Origin of the sequence: Brevibacterium sp. SIMBA_078 (genome assembly GCF_046534565.1) — a bacterium.
GTDB lineage: Bacteria > Actinomycetota > Actinomycetes > Actinomycetales > Brevibacteriaceae > Brevibacterium.
The window spans coordinates 226,004-241,697 of sequence record NZ_JAWRYQ010000004.1 but is presented as its reverse complement, the minus strand read 5'-3'; the positions used below and the strand labels follow the sequence as shown (position 1 = coordinate 241,697).

At 64.9% G+C, this 15,694-nt stretch carries 12 protein-coding genes; 3 read left to right on the top strand and 9 right to left on the bottom strand.

The genetic code is table 11. The features are described from left to right. Positions 1-2 precede the first annotated feature (2 nt). The 4 genes from SB749_RS15935 to SB749_RS15920 all read right to left on the bottom strand — a co-directional run bounded on the left by SB749_RS15935 (position 3) and on the right by SB749_RS15920 (position 6,208). The gene (locus SB749_RS15935; RefSeq protein ID WP_410711168.1) at positions 3-2,210 is read right to left on the bottom strand and encodes a prolyl oligopeptidase family serine peptidase; all 2,208 of its coding nucleotides are present in this window, start codon (positions 2,208-2,210) and stop codon (positions 3-5) included. 74 nt (positions 2,211-2,284) lie between these two features. Beyond that, a complete protein-coding gene (locus SB749_RS15930) occupies positions 2,285-2,947 on the bottom strand; it encodes a GNAT family N-acetyltransferase (RefSeq protein WP_410711167.1) in 663 nt (220 codons plus the stop codon). A 78-nt stretch (positions 2,948-3,025) separates the two neighbouring features. Continuing rightward, a complete protein-coding gene (locus tag SB749_RS15925) occupies positions 3,026-4,597 on the bottom strand; it encodes a DUF222 domain-containing protein (RefSeq protein ID WP_410711166.1) in 1,572 nt (523 codons plus the stop codon). Positions 4,598-4,771: 174 nt separating this feature from the next. Beyond that, positions 4,772-6,208 (bottom strand): MFS transporter, encoded by a 1,437-nt coding sequence (locus SB749_RS15920; protein WP_410711165.1) that lies wholly within the window; start codon positions 6,206-6,208, stop codon positions 4,772-4,774. 130 nt (positions 6,209-6,338) lie between these two features. Between SB749_RS15920 and SB749_RS15915 the strand changes: the two genes are divergently transcribed. After that, positions 6,339-7,055: a hypothetical protein gene (locus tag SB749_RS15915; RefSeq protein WP_410711164.1), complete on the top strand. Its 717-nt coding sequence runs from the start codon at positions 6,339-6,341 to the stop codon at positions 7,053-7,055. A gap of 158 nt (positions 7,056-7,213) precedes the next feature. On the opposite strand, the gene SB749_RS15910 is transcribed toward SB749_RS15915, so the two are convergent. Together SB749_RS15910 and SB749_RS15905 are read right to left on the bottom strand one after the other, a co-directional pair. Continuing rightward, on the bottom strand, positions 7,214-8,305 hold the full coding sequence (locus SB749_RS15910) for a branched-chain amino acid aminotransferase (RefSeq protein WP_410711163.1): 1,092 nt from the start codon (positions 8,303-8,305) through the stop codon (positions 7,214-7,216). Between the two features lie 178 nt (positions 8,306-8,483). Then, the gene (locus SB749_RS15905) at positions 8,484-9,521 is read right to left on the bottom strand and encodes a 3-isopropylmalate dehydrogenase (protein ID WP_410711162.1); all 1,038 of its coding nucleotides are present in this window, start codon (positions 9,519-9,521) and stop codon (positions 8,484-8,486) included. A gap of 275 nt (positions 9,522-9,796) precedes the next feature. Between SB749_RS15905 and SB749_RS15900 the strand changes: the two genes are divergently transcribed. Together SB749_RS15900 and SB749_RS15895 are read left to right on the top strand one after the other, a co-directional pair. Next, positions 9,797-10,648 carry an HpcH/HpaI aldolase/citrate lyase family protein gene (locus SB749_RS15900; RefSeq protein ID WP_410711161.1) on the top strand — a complete coding sequence of 284 codons (852 nt, stop codon included), beginning with the start codon at positions 9,797-9,799 and terminating at the stop codon, positions 10,646-10,648. After that, a complete protein-coding gene (locus SB749_RS15895; protein ID WP_410711160.1) occupies positions 10,645-11,346 on the top strand; it encodes a phosphatase PAP2 family protein in 702 nt (233 codons plus the stop codon). The genes SB749_RS15900 and SB749_RS15895 overlap by 4 nt, the downstream gene beginning before the upstream one ends. Before the next feature lie 22 nt (positions 11,347-11,368). Here SB749_RS15895 and serA read toward each other — a convergent pair whose 3' ends face one another. The 3 genes from serA to ilvC form a co-directional block, all read right to left on the bottom strand. After that, positions 11,369-12,961, bottom strand: a complete 1,593-nt coding sequence (serA, locus tag SB749_RS15890) for a phosphoglycerate dehydrogenase (RefSeq protein ID WP_262775202.1) — start codon at positions 12,959-12,961, stop codon at positions 11,369-11,371. 127 nt (positions 12,962-13,088) lie between these two features. Further along, complete coding sequence (locus SB749_RS15885; protein WP_410711159.1) at positions 13,089-14,381, bottom strand: GNAT family N-acetyltransferase; 1,293 nt, start codon at positions 14,379-14,381, stop codon at positions 13,089-13,091. Positions 14,382-14,590: 209 nt separating this feature from the next. Next, positions 14,591-15,622 (bottom strand): ketol-acid reductoisomerase, encoded by a 1,032-nt coding sequence (ilvC, locus tag SB749_RS15880; protein ID WP_264799193.1) that lies wholly within the window; start codon positions 15,620-15,622, stop codon positions 14,591-14,593. Positions 15,623-15,694 lie beyond the last annotated feature (72 nt).

Genomic DNA, 15,694 nt, shown 5'->3' with positions numbered 1-15,694 from the left:
ACCTACTCCCCTGTCAGTGCGTTCCACATGAACCGGTAGCTCAGCGCCCGGGTGAACGCGGTCTGCTCGTTGTCCGAGGCGGCGGAATGTCCGCCTTCGGTGTCTTCGAAGAACCACACGTTCTCGATTCCGTGCGCCTGCATCCGGGCGGCCATCTTCCGTGCCTGCACCGGCCCCACCCGATCATCCGACGTGGCCGTCCAGAACAGCACCGGCGGATAGTCCTGTCCGTCCTCGAGGAGGTGGTAGGGAGAGAAATCCCTGATGAACGCCCAGTCCTCGGCCACATCCGGGTCTCCGTACTCGGCCTTCCACGAATAGCCGGCGCTGAGCTTCGTGTATCGGGCCATGTCCAGCAGCGGAACTCCGCAGGACACAGCGCCGAAGAGCTCGGGATATTGTGTGAGCATATTGCCGACCAGCAGGCCTCCGTTGGATCCGCCGGCGCAGGCGAGCGTCTGCGGGCTCGTCACTCCGCGGGCGATGAGGTCACGGGCCACGGCCGAGTGGTCTTCATAGCAGCGCATGCGGTTCTCTCGCATCGCGGATGTGTGCCACTCGGGTCCGTATTCGCCTCCGCCGCGGATGTTCGCGAGGACATAGACGCCTCGGCGACCTGCTGGGAGGGTACTTCCGGTGGTGCTGCGGCTGAGCCAGCCGATGCCGACGACGGGTGAGTATCCGGGGGTGCGGCTGACTTCGAAACCGCCGTAGCCGTCGAGCAGGGTGGGATTCTCTCCGTCGAGCGCGAGGTCGTCGGCTCCGATCTGGAAGTACGGGATCTTCGTTCCGTCGGCGCTGGTGGCGAAGTGCTGCTCGACGCTCAGCCCTTCGGCATCGAACATCGCCGGTGCCGATTTGACCACCTCAGCGGTTGGCTCGTCAGAGTTCGTTCCCGCAGCTTCGTCCGAGGGACCCAGCGTGCCGTACGACAATGTCGAAGGTGTGAGGAAGCCGGTGCTGACCATCCAGAAGTCGTTGGCAGTCGCCGGGTCGTGCTTGTCGACTGCGCCGAGGCCGACCATATGGTTGGCCGGGACTCCGGGCAGGGCGGACTCGGCGAAGTCGTTGCCCAGGTCGAGGACCGTGAGCTTCGACTGCACGTCGGCGAGCAGCTCGAGCACGAGGTAGTCCCGAGTGAAGGTAAAGGACTGCAGCGAGGTGTGGGCGTCGGGGGTGAAGATCACGCGCGGAGCGATCTCGCCTGTCTTGACCGCATCGATATCGGCGATGGCGAGGCCGCCGGCGGCCACCTCGGTGGTGGCGGACTTCCATGTCGACTGGGGGCGGAAGAGCACGAGGTCGCGTTCGAAGCCGACCTCGACGTCGGTGGGGACGTCGACCCGGTTGAGAGCGTCGGCCCATGCCGTCGGCTCGACCGACAGCGAACCGTCTGCGCTCGTGATGTCGGTGAGATCGAGGAAGCTCATGGTCGAGTTGAAGAAGTCGATGGCGTCGATGATGACGGCGCGATCGGTGGCCTCGGTATCGGGGCGGATGTCGCTGCCGACGAAGATCGCCACGTGGTCGCGGGGCACTTCGGCGACGATCGGGGCGTCGTCGAGGCTCTGACCGCGGCGGAGCGCTCGGGCTTGGCGCGGATAGGACGAGGTCGTCAGTGAGTCGGCGTCGGTTTCGGTGGCGACGAGCACGGTGTCGTCGTCGAGCCAAGCCAGCCGTGTTTTGGCGGCGGGGATGTCGAAGCCGCCGTCGACAAAGGCGCGGTCATCGAGGTCGAATTCGCGGACTCGGTGCGAGTCGCCTCCGTCCGGGGAAAGGAGGACGAGTGCACGCCGATTGTCGCTGCGGCGCACCATCGCACCTGACCAGACCCAGGCAGTGTCTTCTTCTGCGGCCAGTTCGTCGAGGTCGAGCAGCACCTCCCAGTCGGGTGCGGCAGTGCGGTAGCTGTCCCAGGAGGTGCGTCGCCACAGGCCCTTCGGGTTGGTCTTGTCCCTCCAGAAGTTATAGAAGTGCTCGCCGCGTTTGGTGACCATCGGGATGCGGTCGTCGGAGTCCAGTGCGGTGCGCAGATCATCGGAGATATCGTCGAAGAGGCCGTCGTGAAAACGGTCGAGGGTCTTCGCGTTCTGGTCCTTCACCCAGGCGATCTGCTCCTCGCCGTAGATGTCTTCGAGCCAGAGGTGTTCATCGTCGGGCAGATCGGCGCTCGTCGTCGGGTCCGTAGAGGGAGAGTCTTCTTCACGCATGACCCCATCCTAGTGACCGCCGCTGACTCAGCCGCTTGGTGCCGCTGACGAGGAACTGTTCTGCCGTGGATGTCTTACCGCGGGCTGCGGTACATGACCAGGCCGGGGTGCCCGTTGGGGGCTTCGGCCCCGTGGCCGAGTTCGGTGAAGCCGAGTGTCTCGTAGAGGCGTCGTGCCGGGCTGTCGATATCGTCGGTCTGCAGCCAGCAGCCGAAGCGTCCGACCTCGCCGATCCACGTTTCGAGAGTGCGTCGTCCCAGGCCCCGAACGCGCCGGTTAGGATCACGAGCGAGCAGGTTGAGAGCGAAGGTCGATTCGAGTTCGGTCGAAGCCCCGCCGAGGCGGCTCTGCAGTTCGAATGCCCACGGATATTTCTGTTCTTCCCACTTCCAATGGTGTCCGTAGGCGAATGAGCTCAGCCGTCCGTCGGGCTGCGTCCGGGTCAGGGTCATGAGGACCTGTCCGTTGCGGACGGAGACTTCGTAGACATCGGCGAACAATGACGCGAACCGCGGGTCCTCGTTCAGCGGCGGCTCGGCGGCAGCGGCCCCATAGACTGCTTCGACCTCGCTGCGGGGCGGGAGGACGCCGGCGACTCCCGGCCCCGAGGGCACGCCCTGCCACGACGGGCCCAGACCCGCCGGCATCCCCCACACGATTTCGACCGCAGGAACGTCTGCTTGGTCGGAGCGCGCGATGTGGTCAGCGGGCGACGGCTGCCCGTTGGGGTCGTTCATGACTATCACCATAGTCCCGCGACAGAGCGGGCAGTTGAACTTTCAGTGACCACTTGTCATCGCTTCGGCAGACTCGGTTCACAGCCTGCCTCGGTGTTCGATGATTGCGGCGCAGAGGAGTTCTTCGGTGGGACTCATCGGGCGTTCGTCGGCATCGAAGATATCGATTCCGATGGTGGTTCCGCCGACATCGACGGTTGCCGGCTGCGAGGTCCGGCGAACGTACCGCCATGGGATCAGCACCGAAAACGCGTGGTCAGTTTCCCGGTCGCCTCGTCCCGGCTCGGGGTCATGTTGTCGACCGGGAAGTTGCTGCCGTTCCCGATCGTGCTGCTGATCAGGAGGATCCTGCTTGCCTGGACCGTGACGCGCACCCGGACCTCCGTCCTGACCAGAGGCGCATCCGGGATCGGGGTCGCTGAGTGGTTTGGTGCGGGTCTTGTAGTGGTGGCCGGTCGGCGTAACGACTTCGAGGGCGTCGGCAGTTGCCTTGTGGCGCCACCCGCTGAGTTCCTTGAGGTAGTTGCAGGCGGCGCATAGTCCAGAGGCGTTGTCCCATTCGGTTTCGCCGCCGGCGGCGGCAGCGTCGGCATGATCGGCGTGCTGGATGGGTGCCTCGCACCAGGGCGAGCGGCAGACGTCGTCGCGGAAGACGACCATACGTCGAAGCAGCCCGGAGAATTCCCTGCGGCGCGAGTCCATCCTCACGAGCTGCCCGTCTTCGGGCCGCGTGTAGAGCCTGCGGATGAAAGTGGCGGCCTCGTTTTCGGCAACGACAGCCCTGGCGGCCTGTGCCGGGATCGGGCCGACTCCGGGGAACCATGCCGATTCTTCTCTTGGCCCGAACAGACTGCTGTCCTGCATGATGAGGTGGATTTCGGTGGGCACTGCCGCAGCAGCAGCCTGCCCGGTCAGTCGCTCGACGAAGAGGTCGGCAGCGATCTGATTCTGACCTCGGCCGTCGGCACTGCCGGTGGCGATGACAGTCTGCGCCGACTTCTTGAGGTTGGCGAATGCGGCGACAGCCTGCGGCATCGGCAGCAGAGCGGTCAGATAGGCCATGTTTCCGGGTGCCGGACGCACGCTGACCGCGCGTTCTTCGGTACAGCGCTCGAGGTGGTCGACCGCAGCCTTTTGGTCGAGTTTCTGCGCCAAGGCCCTCACTTCATTGCCCAGTCTCCTGACGCCCACTTCGGCCAGTCGATCGGCCATCCGCTCGTCGAGCTCGTGCTTCTTCTCCCGCGGAAGCCAGTCGGATTCCTTTGCGACCGTCCGGGCCTTCTCCTCAGAGATGTCGCCGCCCTTCATCGCCGTGTAGACATTGGGCAGGTCCAAGAGCAGGGTGCGCGAGAATTTGAGCAGCGCGTTGCCACGGTGCCGGGAGACCTTTCTGGCCAAGCCGATCTCCGCACCGACTCCGAGTCCCTGTTTCTTGCTCGGAACTCCGTCTTCGGCTTCCCGATTCTTACGGTGCATATCGAACGTCAGGGATTCGCGGGCCTGCGCGGCGGCGCAGGCGGAGGTCAGCTCCTCGAGTGCCGAGATGCGATCGATCGCTTCTTCCTCGGTCGCGGCCGGAGGCAAATCGGACAGGCTGTCACGCCACCGAAGTATCTCGGTGAGTACGACTGGAACCTGCTTTGCCTCCATGCCCAGAACATTACAGTCCGGCACTGACACAAGAGTCCACCTGGGCATCTGTCCAGGTCAGACGTCCGTGGAGGCAGATCGGGCGCTGACCTCAATGAGGCGCGGACAGTGGCCCTTTTCGACTGAAGGCTACGTTGCTCCTGTGGCCCGATCAGCCCGACTCCCGTGGCCGGATCAGCTCAGTTCTTCACCGGTGGTCTCTCGGGCGAGGAAGCCCATGAGCAGCACGGCGACGACCACGAGCGCTCCTGTGAGGACGAACGTCAGGGTCAAGCCGAGCACGGGCCACATGAACGCACCGAAGACGATCGGAGCGATACCTGTCGCCAGTCGGGACGCTGCCGATGCCCAGCCGAAACCGGATCCGCGCAGTCGGGTGGGATAGAGCTCGGAGACGTAGGTGTAGAGCGTCGGGATGGCGATCTGGATGACGAAGCCGAACCCGATGATCGCAGCCTTCGCTGTCCAGGTGAGATCGGCGCCGGAGGCTTCGATGAATACGGCAGATCCGACGAGGAGGACGGCGGCTACGATCGATGAGACCCCGAGCACCCATTTGCGACCGAATCGTTCGACGATGAGCGCGGAGACGATCACGCCGAGGATGCCCACCGCGGTCATCGACCCGGTGACGAGGAATGCCGCCTGATCGGCCAGCCCCTGCTTCTTGAGGATCCCCGGCAGCCATGTCAGTGCCGCGTAGTAGACAAGGAGGACAGAGACGAAGAGCGACCAGGCGACGAGCGTCGTCTTCGCGGAGTGCTGCCACAGCTGCACCAGCTGGCCGCTGGCCGCGCGCAGCTGCCTGCTGACCTTCGGCCCGGAGCCCGAAATCGGCTCGGTCTGCGACAAGGCAGGGCCTGTCGTCGGCGACGCGGTAGAACCCTCTGCCGTTTCATGGGTCCATTCGGTGACGTCGGCACCGGTGCGCTCGACCAGTCGCCTGATGATCGCATCGGCCTCTGCGTAGCGTCCGACCGAGGCCAGATAGAGAGGTGATTCCGGAATCCCGAAACGCACCGCCACCGTCAGCAGAGCCGGCACGATCATGACGAGCATGATCAGGCGCCAGTCCCCGAAACCGAGCAGATAGGCCGAAACGAACGCGCACAGCGAGGCGCCGATCGGCCACCAGCCGTCCATCGCCGTGAGCACGCGTCCGCGGTGACGGCTGGGAGTGAACTCCCCGACGAGGGCGTAGTCGACGGGGATGCATCCGCCGAGCCCGAATCCCGCCAGGAAGCGGAAGAGGATGAACCACCCATACGCGGGTGCGAAGGCTCCGGCGACGGTGAAGACCGAGAACACGAGCAGGGTGAGAGTGAATGCCTTCTTCCGCCCGATGACGTCGGCGATGCCGCCCCAGATGAAGGCACCCAGCGCCATGCCGATGAGGTTGGCGGTCGCGATCCACGCGGCCTGGCCGACGCTGAGGCTCCAATAGTCGCTGAGCAGCGGAATGAGGAATCCGTTGAGGGCGACGTCCCATGCGTCGAACATGAAACCGAGCCCGCCGATGATGAAGATGGCACCTTGAGTGCGCCACTTCCATGGCAGGTGAGCGATGACTTCGGAGGCTGTCGGAACCGACGCCGAGGTGGTCGTGTGCACGACTCCACGGTACCTCAATTAGCTCACGACTGAGTAAAATAACGAACCCTGGTCTCGCCGACCGAATCGATCTACACTGACACGAATTCTCGAGCCAGAGACATGGTGCCCGACAGAGCAGGTGGACCGCGTGAACGACCACGGTGAGGTCAGCGCCGCAGCAGTGGTCTCCTCATTGACCTTTGACAGAACCGCCACCCAACTCCGCTTCCTGCTCGGCGGCAGCGGTCTGTTCTTTGTCGCCGTCTTCGCTGGCGCCGCTGTCGCCATCGGCTTCGTCATCGAGCCCGCGGCGGCAATCTGGGTCATCCCCGTCTCACTCGCCCTCGGCATCGGAATCACCATCGCATTTGCGCGGTGGGGAGCGCTGTCCATGATGGCGTTCGTCGCTGATGAACATCTTCGGGTGCGCGCGGTTCTCGGAGCCCCGGGGATCCGGCGCCTATCGAGGAAGCTAGGCAGCCAGGCCTACCTGCGGAACGAATTTCTCCTCGGTCTCGCCATCGTTGTCATCTATCTGCTCATCGCGGTGCTTGTGCCCCTGACCGGTCTCGGTGTGAATGGTTCAACCGCAGTTCTGGCCTTGCCGATGCTGTGGATCGGCTCCGGAGCCGGATTCTTCATGATCCGCGCCGGACTGCGGATCCACCCCGAAGACACTCCACTGGAGAGCAATGTCGCCGCCCCGCTGGCCGCCGCCTATCTCCTGAAGCACGGCGGCTTTGACGAACTCACCACGGGGATTCCAGCCGATAAGCTCGTCAGCAACATCACCGACTCCGACATGGAGAACATCGACCGGGTGTCGTCAGCTCTGGCCCGAATCCGTCATCTGCCCCCTCCCTGACCAGGCATTCGCCTACTCCCTGACCAAGCATCCGCGCGTTCACCAGCGGAACCCGTTGTCCCAGAGCACAGCAAAAGGGGCCGGGAACCGCGATCAGTTCGCGGTTCCCGGCCCCTCTCAGCACGGTCCCGGAAGACGGCACCGGGCCTGATCCAAAATCAGGCCAGACGCACGAGCCAGTTGTTCTTGTCCTCGACGCGTCCGTACTGGATGCCGAGCAGCGTCTTGCGCAGCTCCATGGTCGTCTCGCCGGCCTCTTCACCATGGTCGATGGTGAAGTCTTCGCTGACGAGCTTGCTGATCGGCGTGATGACCGCAGCGGTGCCGCAGGCGAACGCCTCGATGATCTCGCCGCTGGCCGCACCCTCGCGCCACTCCTCGATGGAGATCTGACGCTCTTCCGCCTCGAGTCCGAGCTGAGGAGCCAGTTCGAGCAGCGAACGGCGGGTGACGCCGTCAAGGATCGAATCGCTCAGCGCCGGGGTGAGCAGCTTGCCGCTCTTCGTCACGAGCATGAGGTTCATGCCGCCGAGCTCATCGATGTACTTGTTCTCCACCGAGTCGGTGAACAGCACCTGCTGGCACCCCTTGGCGGCCGCCTCGTTAGTCGCCACCAGCGACGATGCATAGTTGCCGCCGCACTTGGCGAATCCCGTGCCGCCCGCGCCGGCGCGCTTGAGCTTCGGCGAGAGCCAGATCGACACCGGCTTGATGCCCCCGGAGAAGTAGGGTCCGGCCGGCGACGCGATGGCGTAGTAGTCGACTTCGTGGCTGGCCCGCACGCCGAGGAACCGCTCCGTGGCGATCATGAACGGCCGCAGGTACAGGCTCGACTCATCGGCGTCCGACTCCGGCGTCGGGACCCATGCCTGATCGAGGCTGACCAGGTGCTTGAGCGAGTCGATGAAGTCCTCTTCAGGCAGCTGCGGCAGCGCGAGACGCTCGGCGGACTTGTTGATGCGCGCGGCATTGCGCTCAGGTCGGAACGTCCACACCGAACCGTCGGCATGACGGTAGGCCTTGAGCCCCTCGAAGATCTCCTGGGCATAGTGAAGCACGGCGGCTGCCGGGTCGAGCAGCAGCGGACCATACGGACGGACCTCGTGACCCTGCCAACCGTCATCGACCGTGTAGCGGATGTGCGCCATATGGTCGGTGAAGTACTGGCCGAAGCCGGGATCCTTCTTGATGTTCTCGCGCACCAGCTCGGGTTGCGGCTGGAGGTTCTTAAGAACGGTGAAATCTGTCATGAAAACTCTTTTCTCACTTGTGATGAGTGACACTTTCAGGGTAGTCCATCACCCCGGCGCTCGTCGCACCGGGGTGATGTCGTCAATCCTGAAATCGGGTGTCGCTCGGTTGGGTTCATCCTCGCAGAGATGACCCCGTCGTCACCCACCCGCCCCCTCGCCGAGGCGGTCGATCCGGTCAGCCGAGGCGTGCCGCGATCGCGTCGCCCACCTCGGCGGTGGACCGCTTCGTTCCGTCACGCTCGGCGAGGTCGGCCTCGACGGCCGTCTCAATCGCCTTGGCCACGGTCTCGAGCCCCAGATGGGAGGCCATGAGCGCCCCCGACAGGATCGAGGCGGTCGGGTCGGCGATCTGCTGCCCGGCGATGTCCGGAGCGGATCCGTGGATCGGCTCGAACAGGCTCGGCGCCGTTCCTTCGACATTGAGGTTCCCCGAGGCGGCCAGACCGATTCCACCGGTGACCGCGGCTGCGAGGTCGGTGAGGATGTCGCCGAAGAGATTGTCGGTGACGATGACGTCGTAGCGCTCGGGATTCGTGACCATGTAGATCGTGCACGCATCGGTGTGCTCGTAGTTGACAGCCACCTCGGGGAACTCCTTGCCGACCTTCTCGACCACACGACGCCACAGGTGACCGGCGTGGACCATGACATTGTGCTTGTGCACGTAGGTGAGTTTCTTGTTCCGTGCCTGAGCGCGGGCGAACGCATCGCGGACCGCACGCTCGACGCCGTACCAGGTGTTGACCGAGACCTCGGTCGCGACTTCCTGCGGGGTGTCCGTGCGCACGGAACCTCCGGATCCGGTGTACGAGCCTTCGGTGCCCTCGCGGACGACGACGAAGTCGATCTTCCCGGGGTCGGCCAGCGGGCTGGTGACTCCGGCGAACAGCTTCGAGGGACGCAGATTCACCGCGTGCCCCAGCCCGAAGCGCATCTTGAGGATGACTCCGCGCTCGAGCACGCCGGAGGGCACGGACGGATCTCCGCAGGCGCCGAAGAAGATGGCATCATGTTCACGCAGCGATTCGAGCTCTTCGTCGGTGAGCGTCTCACCGGTCTCGTGATAGCGCTGAGCACCGACCTTGTAATCGGTGAGCTCGAGCTCGACGGGCTCGCCGGACACCTCGATGGCGCGATTGAGGACTTTGAGGCCTTCGGGGACGACCTCGTTGCCGATTCCATCTCCGGGCATGACTGCGATTGAGAACTTCATGCTCACAGAATAAGACTCAATCTCACGATACAACTGCAGCGTCTTACGATGTGAACCGTCATCTGCGCCGTCGCAGAGGTGCGGAGGTGCGCCGACCTCCGCCGCTGCCCCGCGCTCCGTGCGCCGCTGCCCCACAGTTCGTGTGCCGACATGAACAAATTCACGTCTCAATCACTGTTCTCGGCTACACATCCGACGCCGCAGGGACGAAAATGGAGACAGCACCCCAAACCCCGTGGGGCCGCACGCAACCAGCCCCGAGAGAAAGTCGATCATTGACCGAAATCATCCGCAACGCCCGCGCCGCAGCTCTGCCCGCCAAACTCTCCCGGTCCTGGCTGCTCGTCAATGCTGCGAGGGAGGAGCTGTTCACTCCCGCGCAGACCTCGGAAGCGGATTCCGTCATCTTCGACCTCGAGGCTTCTGTCGCCGATGACAAGAAGATCGCAGCTCGCGACAATGTCGTGCGCGCCCTCGATTCGGGAATGTCCGCCTGGGTGCGCATCAACAAGATGGAATCCGAGTTCTGGGCCGACGACCTCGCCGCCGTCGCCATGCTTCCGGGACTGCGCGGAGTCATGCTGCCCGAGACCGAACGCCCCGAGCAGGTGTCCTACACCGCGATGCGCGCGAAGGCCGGACTGCCCGTGCTCGCCCTGCTGGAATCGGCCCGCGGAGTGGAGAACGCCACCCGCATCGCCGAGGCGCCCGGCACCTTCCGCCTGGCCTTCGGCACCAACGACTTCCGCAAGGACACCGGCTTCTCCGGCGATCCGATGGCTCTCGCCTATGCCCGCTCACGTCTGACGATCGCCTCCCGCATGGGCGGCCTGCCCGGACCCATCGACGGTCCTTCGGCCGCCGACGCCGATGATGAGACGGTCTGGGCCGATGCCGAAGTCACACACATGATGGGTATGACCGGAAAGCTCGTCCTCACTGTCGACCAGGTCAACACCCTCAACGAGGCCATGAGCCCGAGCGAGGACGAACGCGATTGGGCCCGCCAGATGCTCGAAGCTGCCGAAGGCGGATCCGAGATCACCGACGGCTCCTACCTGCCGCGCCTGACCCGTGCGAAGAAGATCGCGTCCATGGCCGACGCCTACGGTCTCTGGAACGCTTGAGCCGACAGCCGCCCTGGCTGCTGTGGGCGACACTGCCCGCCGTTCTGCTCGTCATCGCCTTCGGGCTGTGGCTGCATCTCGAACGCATCGGGCCCACTGCGATCGATCAGTCGTGGCTGGAATTCGCCGGCCTCGACAGAGGTTCGGTGCCGTACTGGACCGCCGTCGTCCTCGCCGAAGTCGGCGGCGGCACGGGTGTCGTCATCTGCACCGCGCTGCTCGCAGGCGTCTTCGTGCTGCGCAGACGCCTGCGTTCGACGATCGTCCTCGTCACCACGATGCTCGGGGGCATCGCCGCCTCGGAGATCCTCAAGGCCGTCGTCACCCGGCTGCGCCCCGGCGATCAGCTCTACGAATCTTTGGGATTCTCCTATCCTTCAGGACATTCGATGGGCGCCGCCGCGCTGGCTATGAGTCTGGCCATCATCGCCTGCCGCCGTCATCAGCTGCGCCGATCGGCAGCACAGGCAGCAGAAGCTCAGCCACCGAGGATGGGCTTCCATTGGTCGTTCATCCTCGCCGGGATCTGGATCCTCGGCATGATGTGGTCGCGGACCGCGCTCCAGGTCCATTGGCTCACCGACACGATCGCCGGTGCCTTCATCGGCATCGCCGTCGCCGTTCTCGTCGACGAACTCTGGACCCTGACAGCGCAGAGGACCCGCTCACCCCGCTTCGCACTGTGGCTTGCGGGGTGAACGGGTCCTTCTGCTGAGGGGCTCAGTCCTCCTGGAGCGAGACGCCGGTGAAGGCCGAGGCGTTCACGGCACCGGCCACGGCCTTGACGACCTCGTCCGAGACGACCGAATCCACTGCCAGGACAGACAGCGCCTCATTGCTCGTCGACGCGGGCGAGACCTGCATTCCGGCGATGTTGACGTTGTTCGCACCGAGCGCCAGACCCAGCTGACCGATGATTCCCGGACGGTCCTCGTAGCGGAAGATCAGCAGGTTGTCGGTCAGTTCGATCTCGAGCGAGTAGCCGTCGACCTCGGTGAGCTTCTGCACGAGCTTCGGACCGGTGACCGTGCCGGACACGGAGATGCGCTGACCGGTGCTCGTCGTCGCGGTCAGTCGGGTGATGTTGCGGAACGATTCGCAGTACGGATCGGTGACGAGCTCGACGCCGATTCCGCGCTCTTCGGCCAGCAGCGGAGCGTTGACGTAGGAGACCTGATCGGACACGACGTCCTTGAACAGGCCCTTGAGCGCGGAGAGCTTGAGGACGGAGACGTCCTTGTCGGCGATCTCGCCGTTGACCTCGACCTTGAAGTGGGTGACCGAGGAATCGGCCAGCGCGTTGACGACCCGGCCGAGGCGCTCGGCCAGGGGAATTCCCGGACGCACATCCTCGTGGATGGCGCCGCCTGCGACGTTGACCGCGTCGGGGACGAGTTCCCCGGCCAGGGCCTTGCGCACGGACTTCGCCACGGCGACGCCGGCCTTCTCCTGAGCTTCATGAGTCGAGGCGCCGAGGTGCGGGGTGACGTTGACGGCGTCGAGGTCCATGAGCGCCGAGTGCTCCGGCGGTTCGACGTTCCAGACGTCGATTCCGGCGCCGCCGACCTCGCCGTTGGCCACGGCCTCGGCCAGGGCCGCTTCGTCGATGATGCCGCCGCGGGCGACGTTGATGAACCGCGCTCCCGGCTTGGCCGCCTTGAGCTCCTCGGTGCTGATCATGCCGACCGTCTCCGGCGTCTTGGGCATGTGCACGGTGACGAAGTCCGACACGGCGAGCAGGCCGGGCAGGTCGAGGACCTCGACGCCCATCTGAGCCGCGCGTGCCTGAGTGATGTAGGGATCGTAGCCGACGAGTCGCATGCCGAAGGCCTTCGCGCGTTCGGCGACGAGTCCGCCGATGCGGCCGAGGCCGACGATGCCCAGGGTCTTCTCGTAGAGTTCGACGCCGGTGTACTTCTTCCGGTTCCACTCCCCCGCCTTCAGCGAGGTGTTTCCGGCACCGAAGTAGCGAGCCGAACCGAGGATGTGGGCCATCGTCAGCTCGGCTGCGGAGATGATGTTCGAGGTGGGTGCGTTGACGACCATGACACCCGCCGAGGTGGCCGCGGGGACATCGACATTGTCGAGTCCGACTCCGGCGCGGGCGATGACCTTGAGGTTCTTCGCCGCGTTGATGGCTTCGGCGTCGACCTGCGTGGCAGACCGGACGAGGATCGCATCGGCGTCGGCGATGGCGGGCAGGAGCTGGGATCGGTCGGCGCCCTCGGTGTGACGGATCTCGAAGTCTCCTCCGAGAGCTTCGATGGTGGCCGGTGACAGTTCTTCGGCGATGAGCACGACGGGCTTGGGCACTGATTTCCTCCTGTTGCGTCCGGGACGCGTCCACCTTATGAGACTTTCAGGATTCCTTCACAAGGTCTCAGATTCTGGGAAGAATCGCTCAACAGACCGTCTGGGTCGCGAAGAATCCGCGGAGTGCTCAGAACCCGTTCGGCGAGTACGGCGCGCGCCCCAGGCTGAACATCGCGCTGGCGAGCACGGCGGATCCCGGCGTCTGCTCATCGATGCGTCCGGCCCGGGCGAGGATGACGGGATCAGCTCCGCCGAGGTACAGCGAGCCGAGCTCGGCGATGCCGAGCCCCAGGTCTGCCGGCGTCGAATCGGAGGCAGGGGTCACCTCGGCGCTCTCACCATCCGAGGTGATCGTGAAGCGTCCACCGGCGAGGTCGAGGGAATCGTCGATGTCGATCGTCAGCGTTCCGGGCACGTACCAGGGCCGAGCTTCGAGCGCGGCCTTGACGTCGAGGATGCGGATCCAGATGTTGTCCTCGCTCGCGACAGTCTTCACGCGCCGGGAATCGGTGAGCAGCCACGGCAGCGGGGAGTACTCGGCGGACTCGCCGAAGGTCACGCGGGTCGACAGGTCGATGGCGGCGAGGAACGACCACAGGGAAGCGTAGGCCGCATCGGTGGCGGCCACGAAGTCGATGATGTCGACGGTCGACGGGGTCTTCGACCAGCCGGCGAATTTGTAGGACACATAGCCGTCGGGCTCGCCACGTTCGTCGAAGTGCAGGGCCGCGCGGACGCCGCGATCTTCTTCGCCGGTCTCGGTGTTCAGCGCCCCGGTGGCACGTTCGATGTAGGTCTGCTGGCGCTCCATCGCTCCGGGCGAGGTGCGCATGAATCGGTCGTAGATCCTCGGAGCGAGTTCGCGCAGCTCGCTGGGCAGGCACATCTCGACCCGGCGATCGGGTTCGCGGACCATCTTGAACCCGGGTGAGGTGTCGACCTCGATCGAACGCAGCCAGGTGGCCACGCCGAAGCCGAAGCGCGAGTAGATTCCGCCTTCGGTCGCGGTCAGTGCGGCGAACGGATAGCCGGCCGCTTTCGCCTCGGCGAGGTCCGTGGTCATCAGCGACCGCAGCAGTCCGCGCCGACGATGGGTAGGTCGCACCGTGATCCAGGTGATGAGGTGCCCGGGGACCAGCCGTCCGCCGCCCACGTTGACGAGCTTCTCGAACCAGGCGAAGGTCGCGACCGGGATCGACGACTCCAGTCCGTGGCCGAACTCCTGGTCGGCATAGACGGCCGTGAGCTTGCGCCCATCGGCGATCGCCCGCTTCACCCTGCCCAACAGGGCCGCATCAGTGGAGCGGGGGTCGTGGAAGCCGACGCTCGTCGAGGCGAAGTACGCCTTGGTGCGCTCATCCGGCTCGCCGGTGGCTTCGTCGATGGTGGGCTCGAAGTCTTCGAATCTGTAATTCGTCACACATCCACAGTAGTGCAGATCGGGGCCGCCGTCGGGAGATTCTCCCGATCGATGTCTGCCGCCCTGGGATCGCCGAGGCACTGGGATCGCCGAGGTGAATGCGAAGGAGCCCCGGACATCTGTCCGGGGCTCCTTGTCTCAGTCGGCCGCGCTGGGGCGGACGCAGCGTCGCAACGGAGGGGCCGCCTCGGCGAGGTTGAGATTCAGACTCAGCGAGCGGCAGTGCCCTCGGTATAGTCGTCGTCGGAATCCTTCAGCCATGCGAACATCTTGCGCAGCTCGCGACCGGTGGACTCGATCGGGTGAGTCTCTTCCTTGGCGCGCAGCTCTTTGAACTCCGGTGCGCCGTTCTTCTGGTCGTTCATGAAGCGCTCGGCGAACTTTCCGTTCTGGATGTCGTCGAGGACGCCCTTCATGTTCTCCTTCACCTCGGGGGTGATGACCCGCGGGCCGGAGACGTAGTCGCCGTACTCAGCGGTGTCGGAGCAGGACCAACGCTGCTTGGCGATGCCGCCCTCGACCATGAGGTCGACGATGAGCTTGAGCTCGTGGAGGACCTCGAAGTAGGCGATCTCGGGCTGGTAGCCGGCCTCGGTCAGGGTCTCGAAGCCGTACTGGACGAGGTGCGAGACACCGCCGCAGAGCACGGTCTGCTCACCGAACAGGTCGGTCTCGGTCTCCTCGGTGAAGGTGGTCTTGATGCCGCCGGCACGCAGGCCGCCGATTCCCTTGGCGTAGGACAGCACGGTGTCCCAGGCCTTGCCGGAAGCGTCGACCTCGACAGCGACGAGCACGGGCACACCGCGGCCGTCGACGAACTCACGACGAACCACGTGGCCGGGCCCCTTCGGGGCGACCATGATGACGTCGACGCCCTCGGGAGCCTTGATGTAGTCGTAGCGGATGTTGAAGCCGTGGATGAACACGAGGGTCTTGCCGGGAGCCAGCTGATCCTTGATCTCGTTGTTGAAGATCTCGGCCTGAACCTGGTCGGGTGCGGCGATCGTGATGACATCGGCCCATGCGGCCACCTCGGCGGGGGTGCCGACCTCGAGGCCCTCAGAGGCGGCCTTGTCGCGGCTGGCCGAGCCTTCCTTGAGGCCGATGCGGACTTCTGCGCCGGAGTCGCGCAGGCTCAGCGAGTGGGCGTGGCCCTGGCTGCCGTAGCCGATGACGGCGACCTTCTTGCCCTGGATGATCGACAGGTCTGCATTGTCGTCGTAATAGCGTTCTGCTGCCATAGTTCTAGCTCCTTCGGATTACGGGGTGATGTCCCCATTGTTTCACAGTTCGGTACTGCTGTTCACGTATTG

Excerpts from the sequence above, each read along its gene's own strand:
- SB749_RS15930 (WP_410711167.1), bottom strand. The coding sequence starts at position 2,947 with ATGAACGACCCCAACGGGCAGCCGTCGCCCGCTGACCACATCGCGCGC.
- SB749_RS15935 (WP_410711168.1), bottom strand. The coding sequence starts at position 2,210 with ATGCGTGAAGAAGACTCTCCCTCTACGGACCCGACGACGAGCGCCGAT.
- SB749_RS15910 (WP_410711163.1), bottom strand. The coding sequence starts at position 8,305 with ATGACAGATTTCACCGTTCTTAAGAACCTCCAGCCGCAACCCGAGCTG.
- SB749_RS15925 (WP_410711166.1), bottom strand. The coding sequence starts at position 4,597 with ATGGAGGCAAAGCAGGTTCCAGTCGTACTCACCGAGATACTTCGGTGG.
- SB749_RS15905 (WP_410711162.1), bottom strand. The coding sequence starts at position 9,521 with ATGAAGTTCTCAATCGCAGTCATGCCCGGAGATGGAATCGGCAACGAG.
- ilvC (WP_264799193.1), bottom strand. The coding sequence starts at position 15,622 with ATGGCAGCAGAACGCTATTACGACGACAATGCAGACCTGTCGATCATC.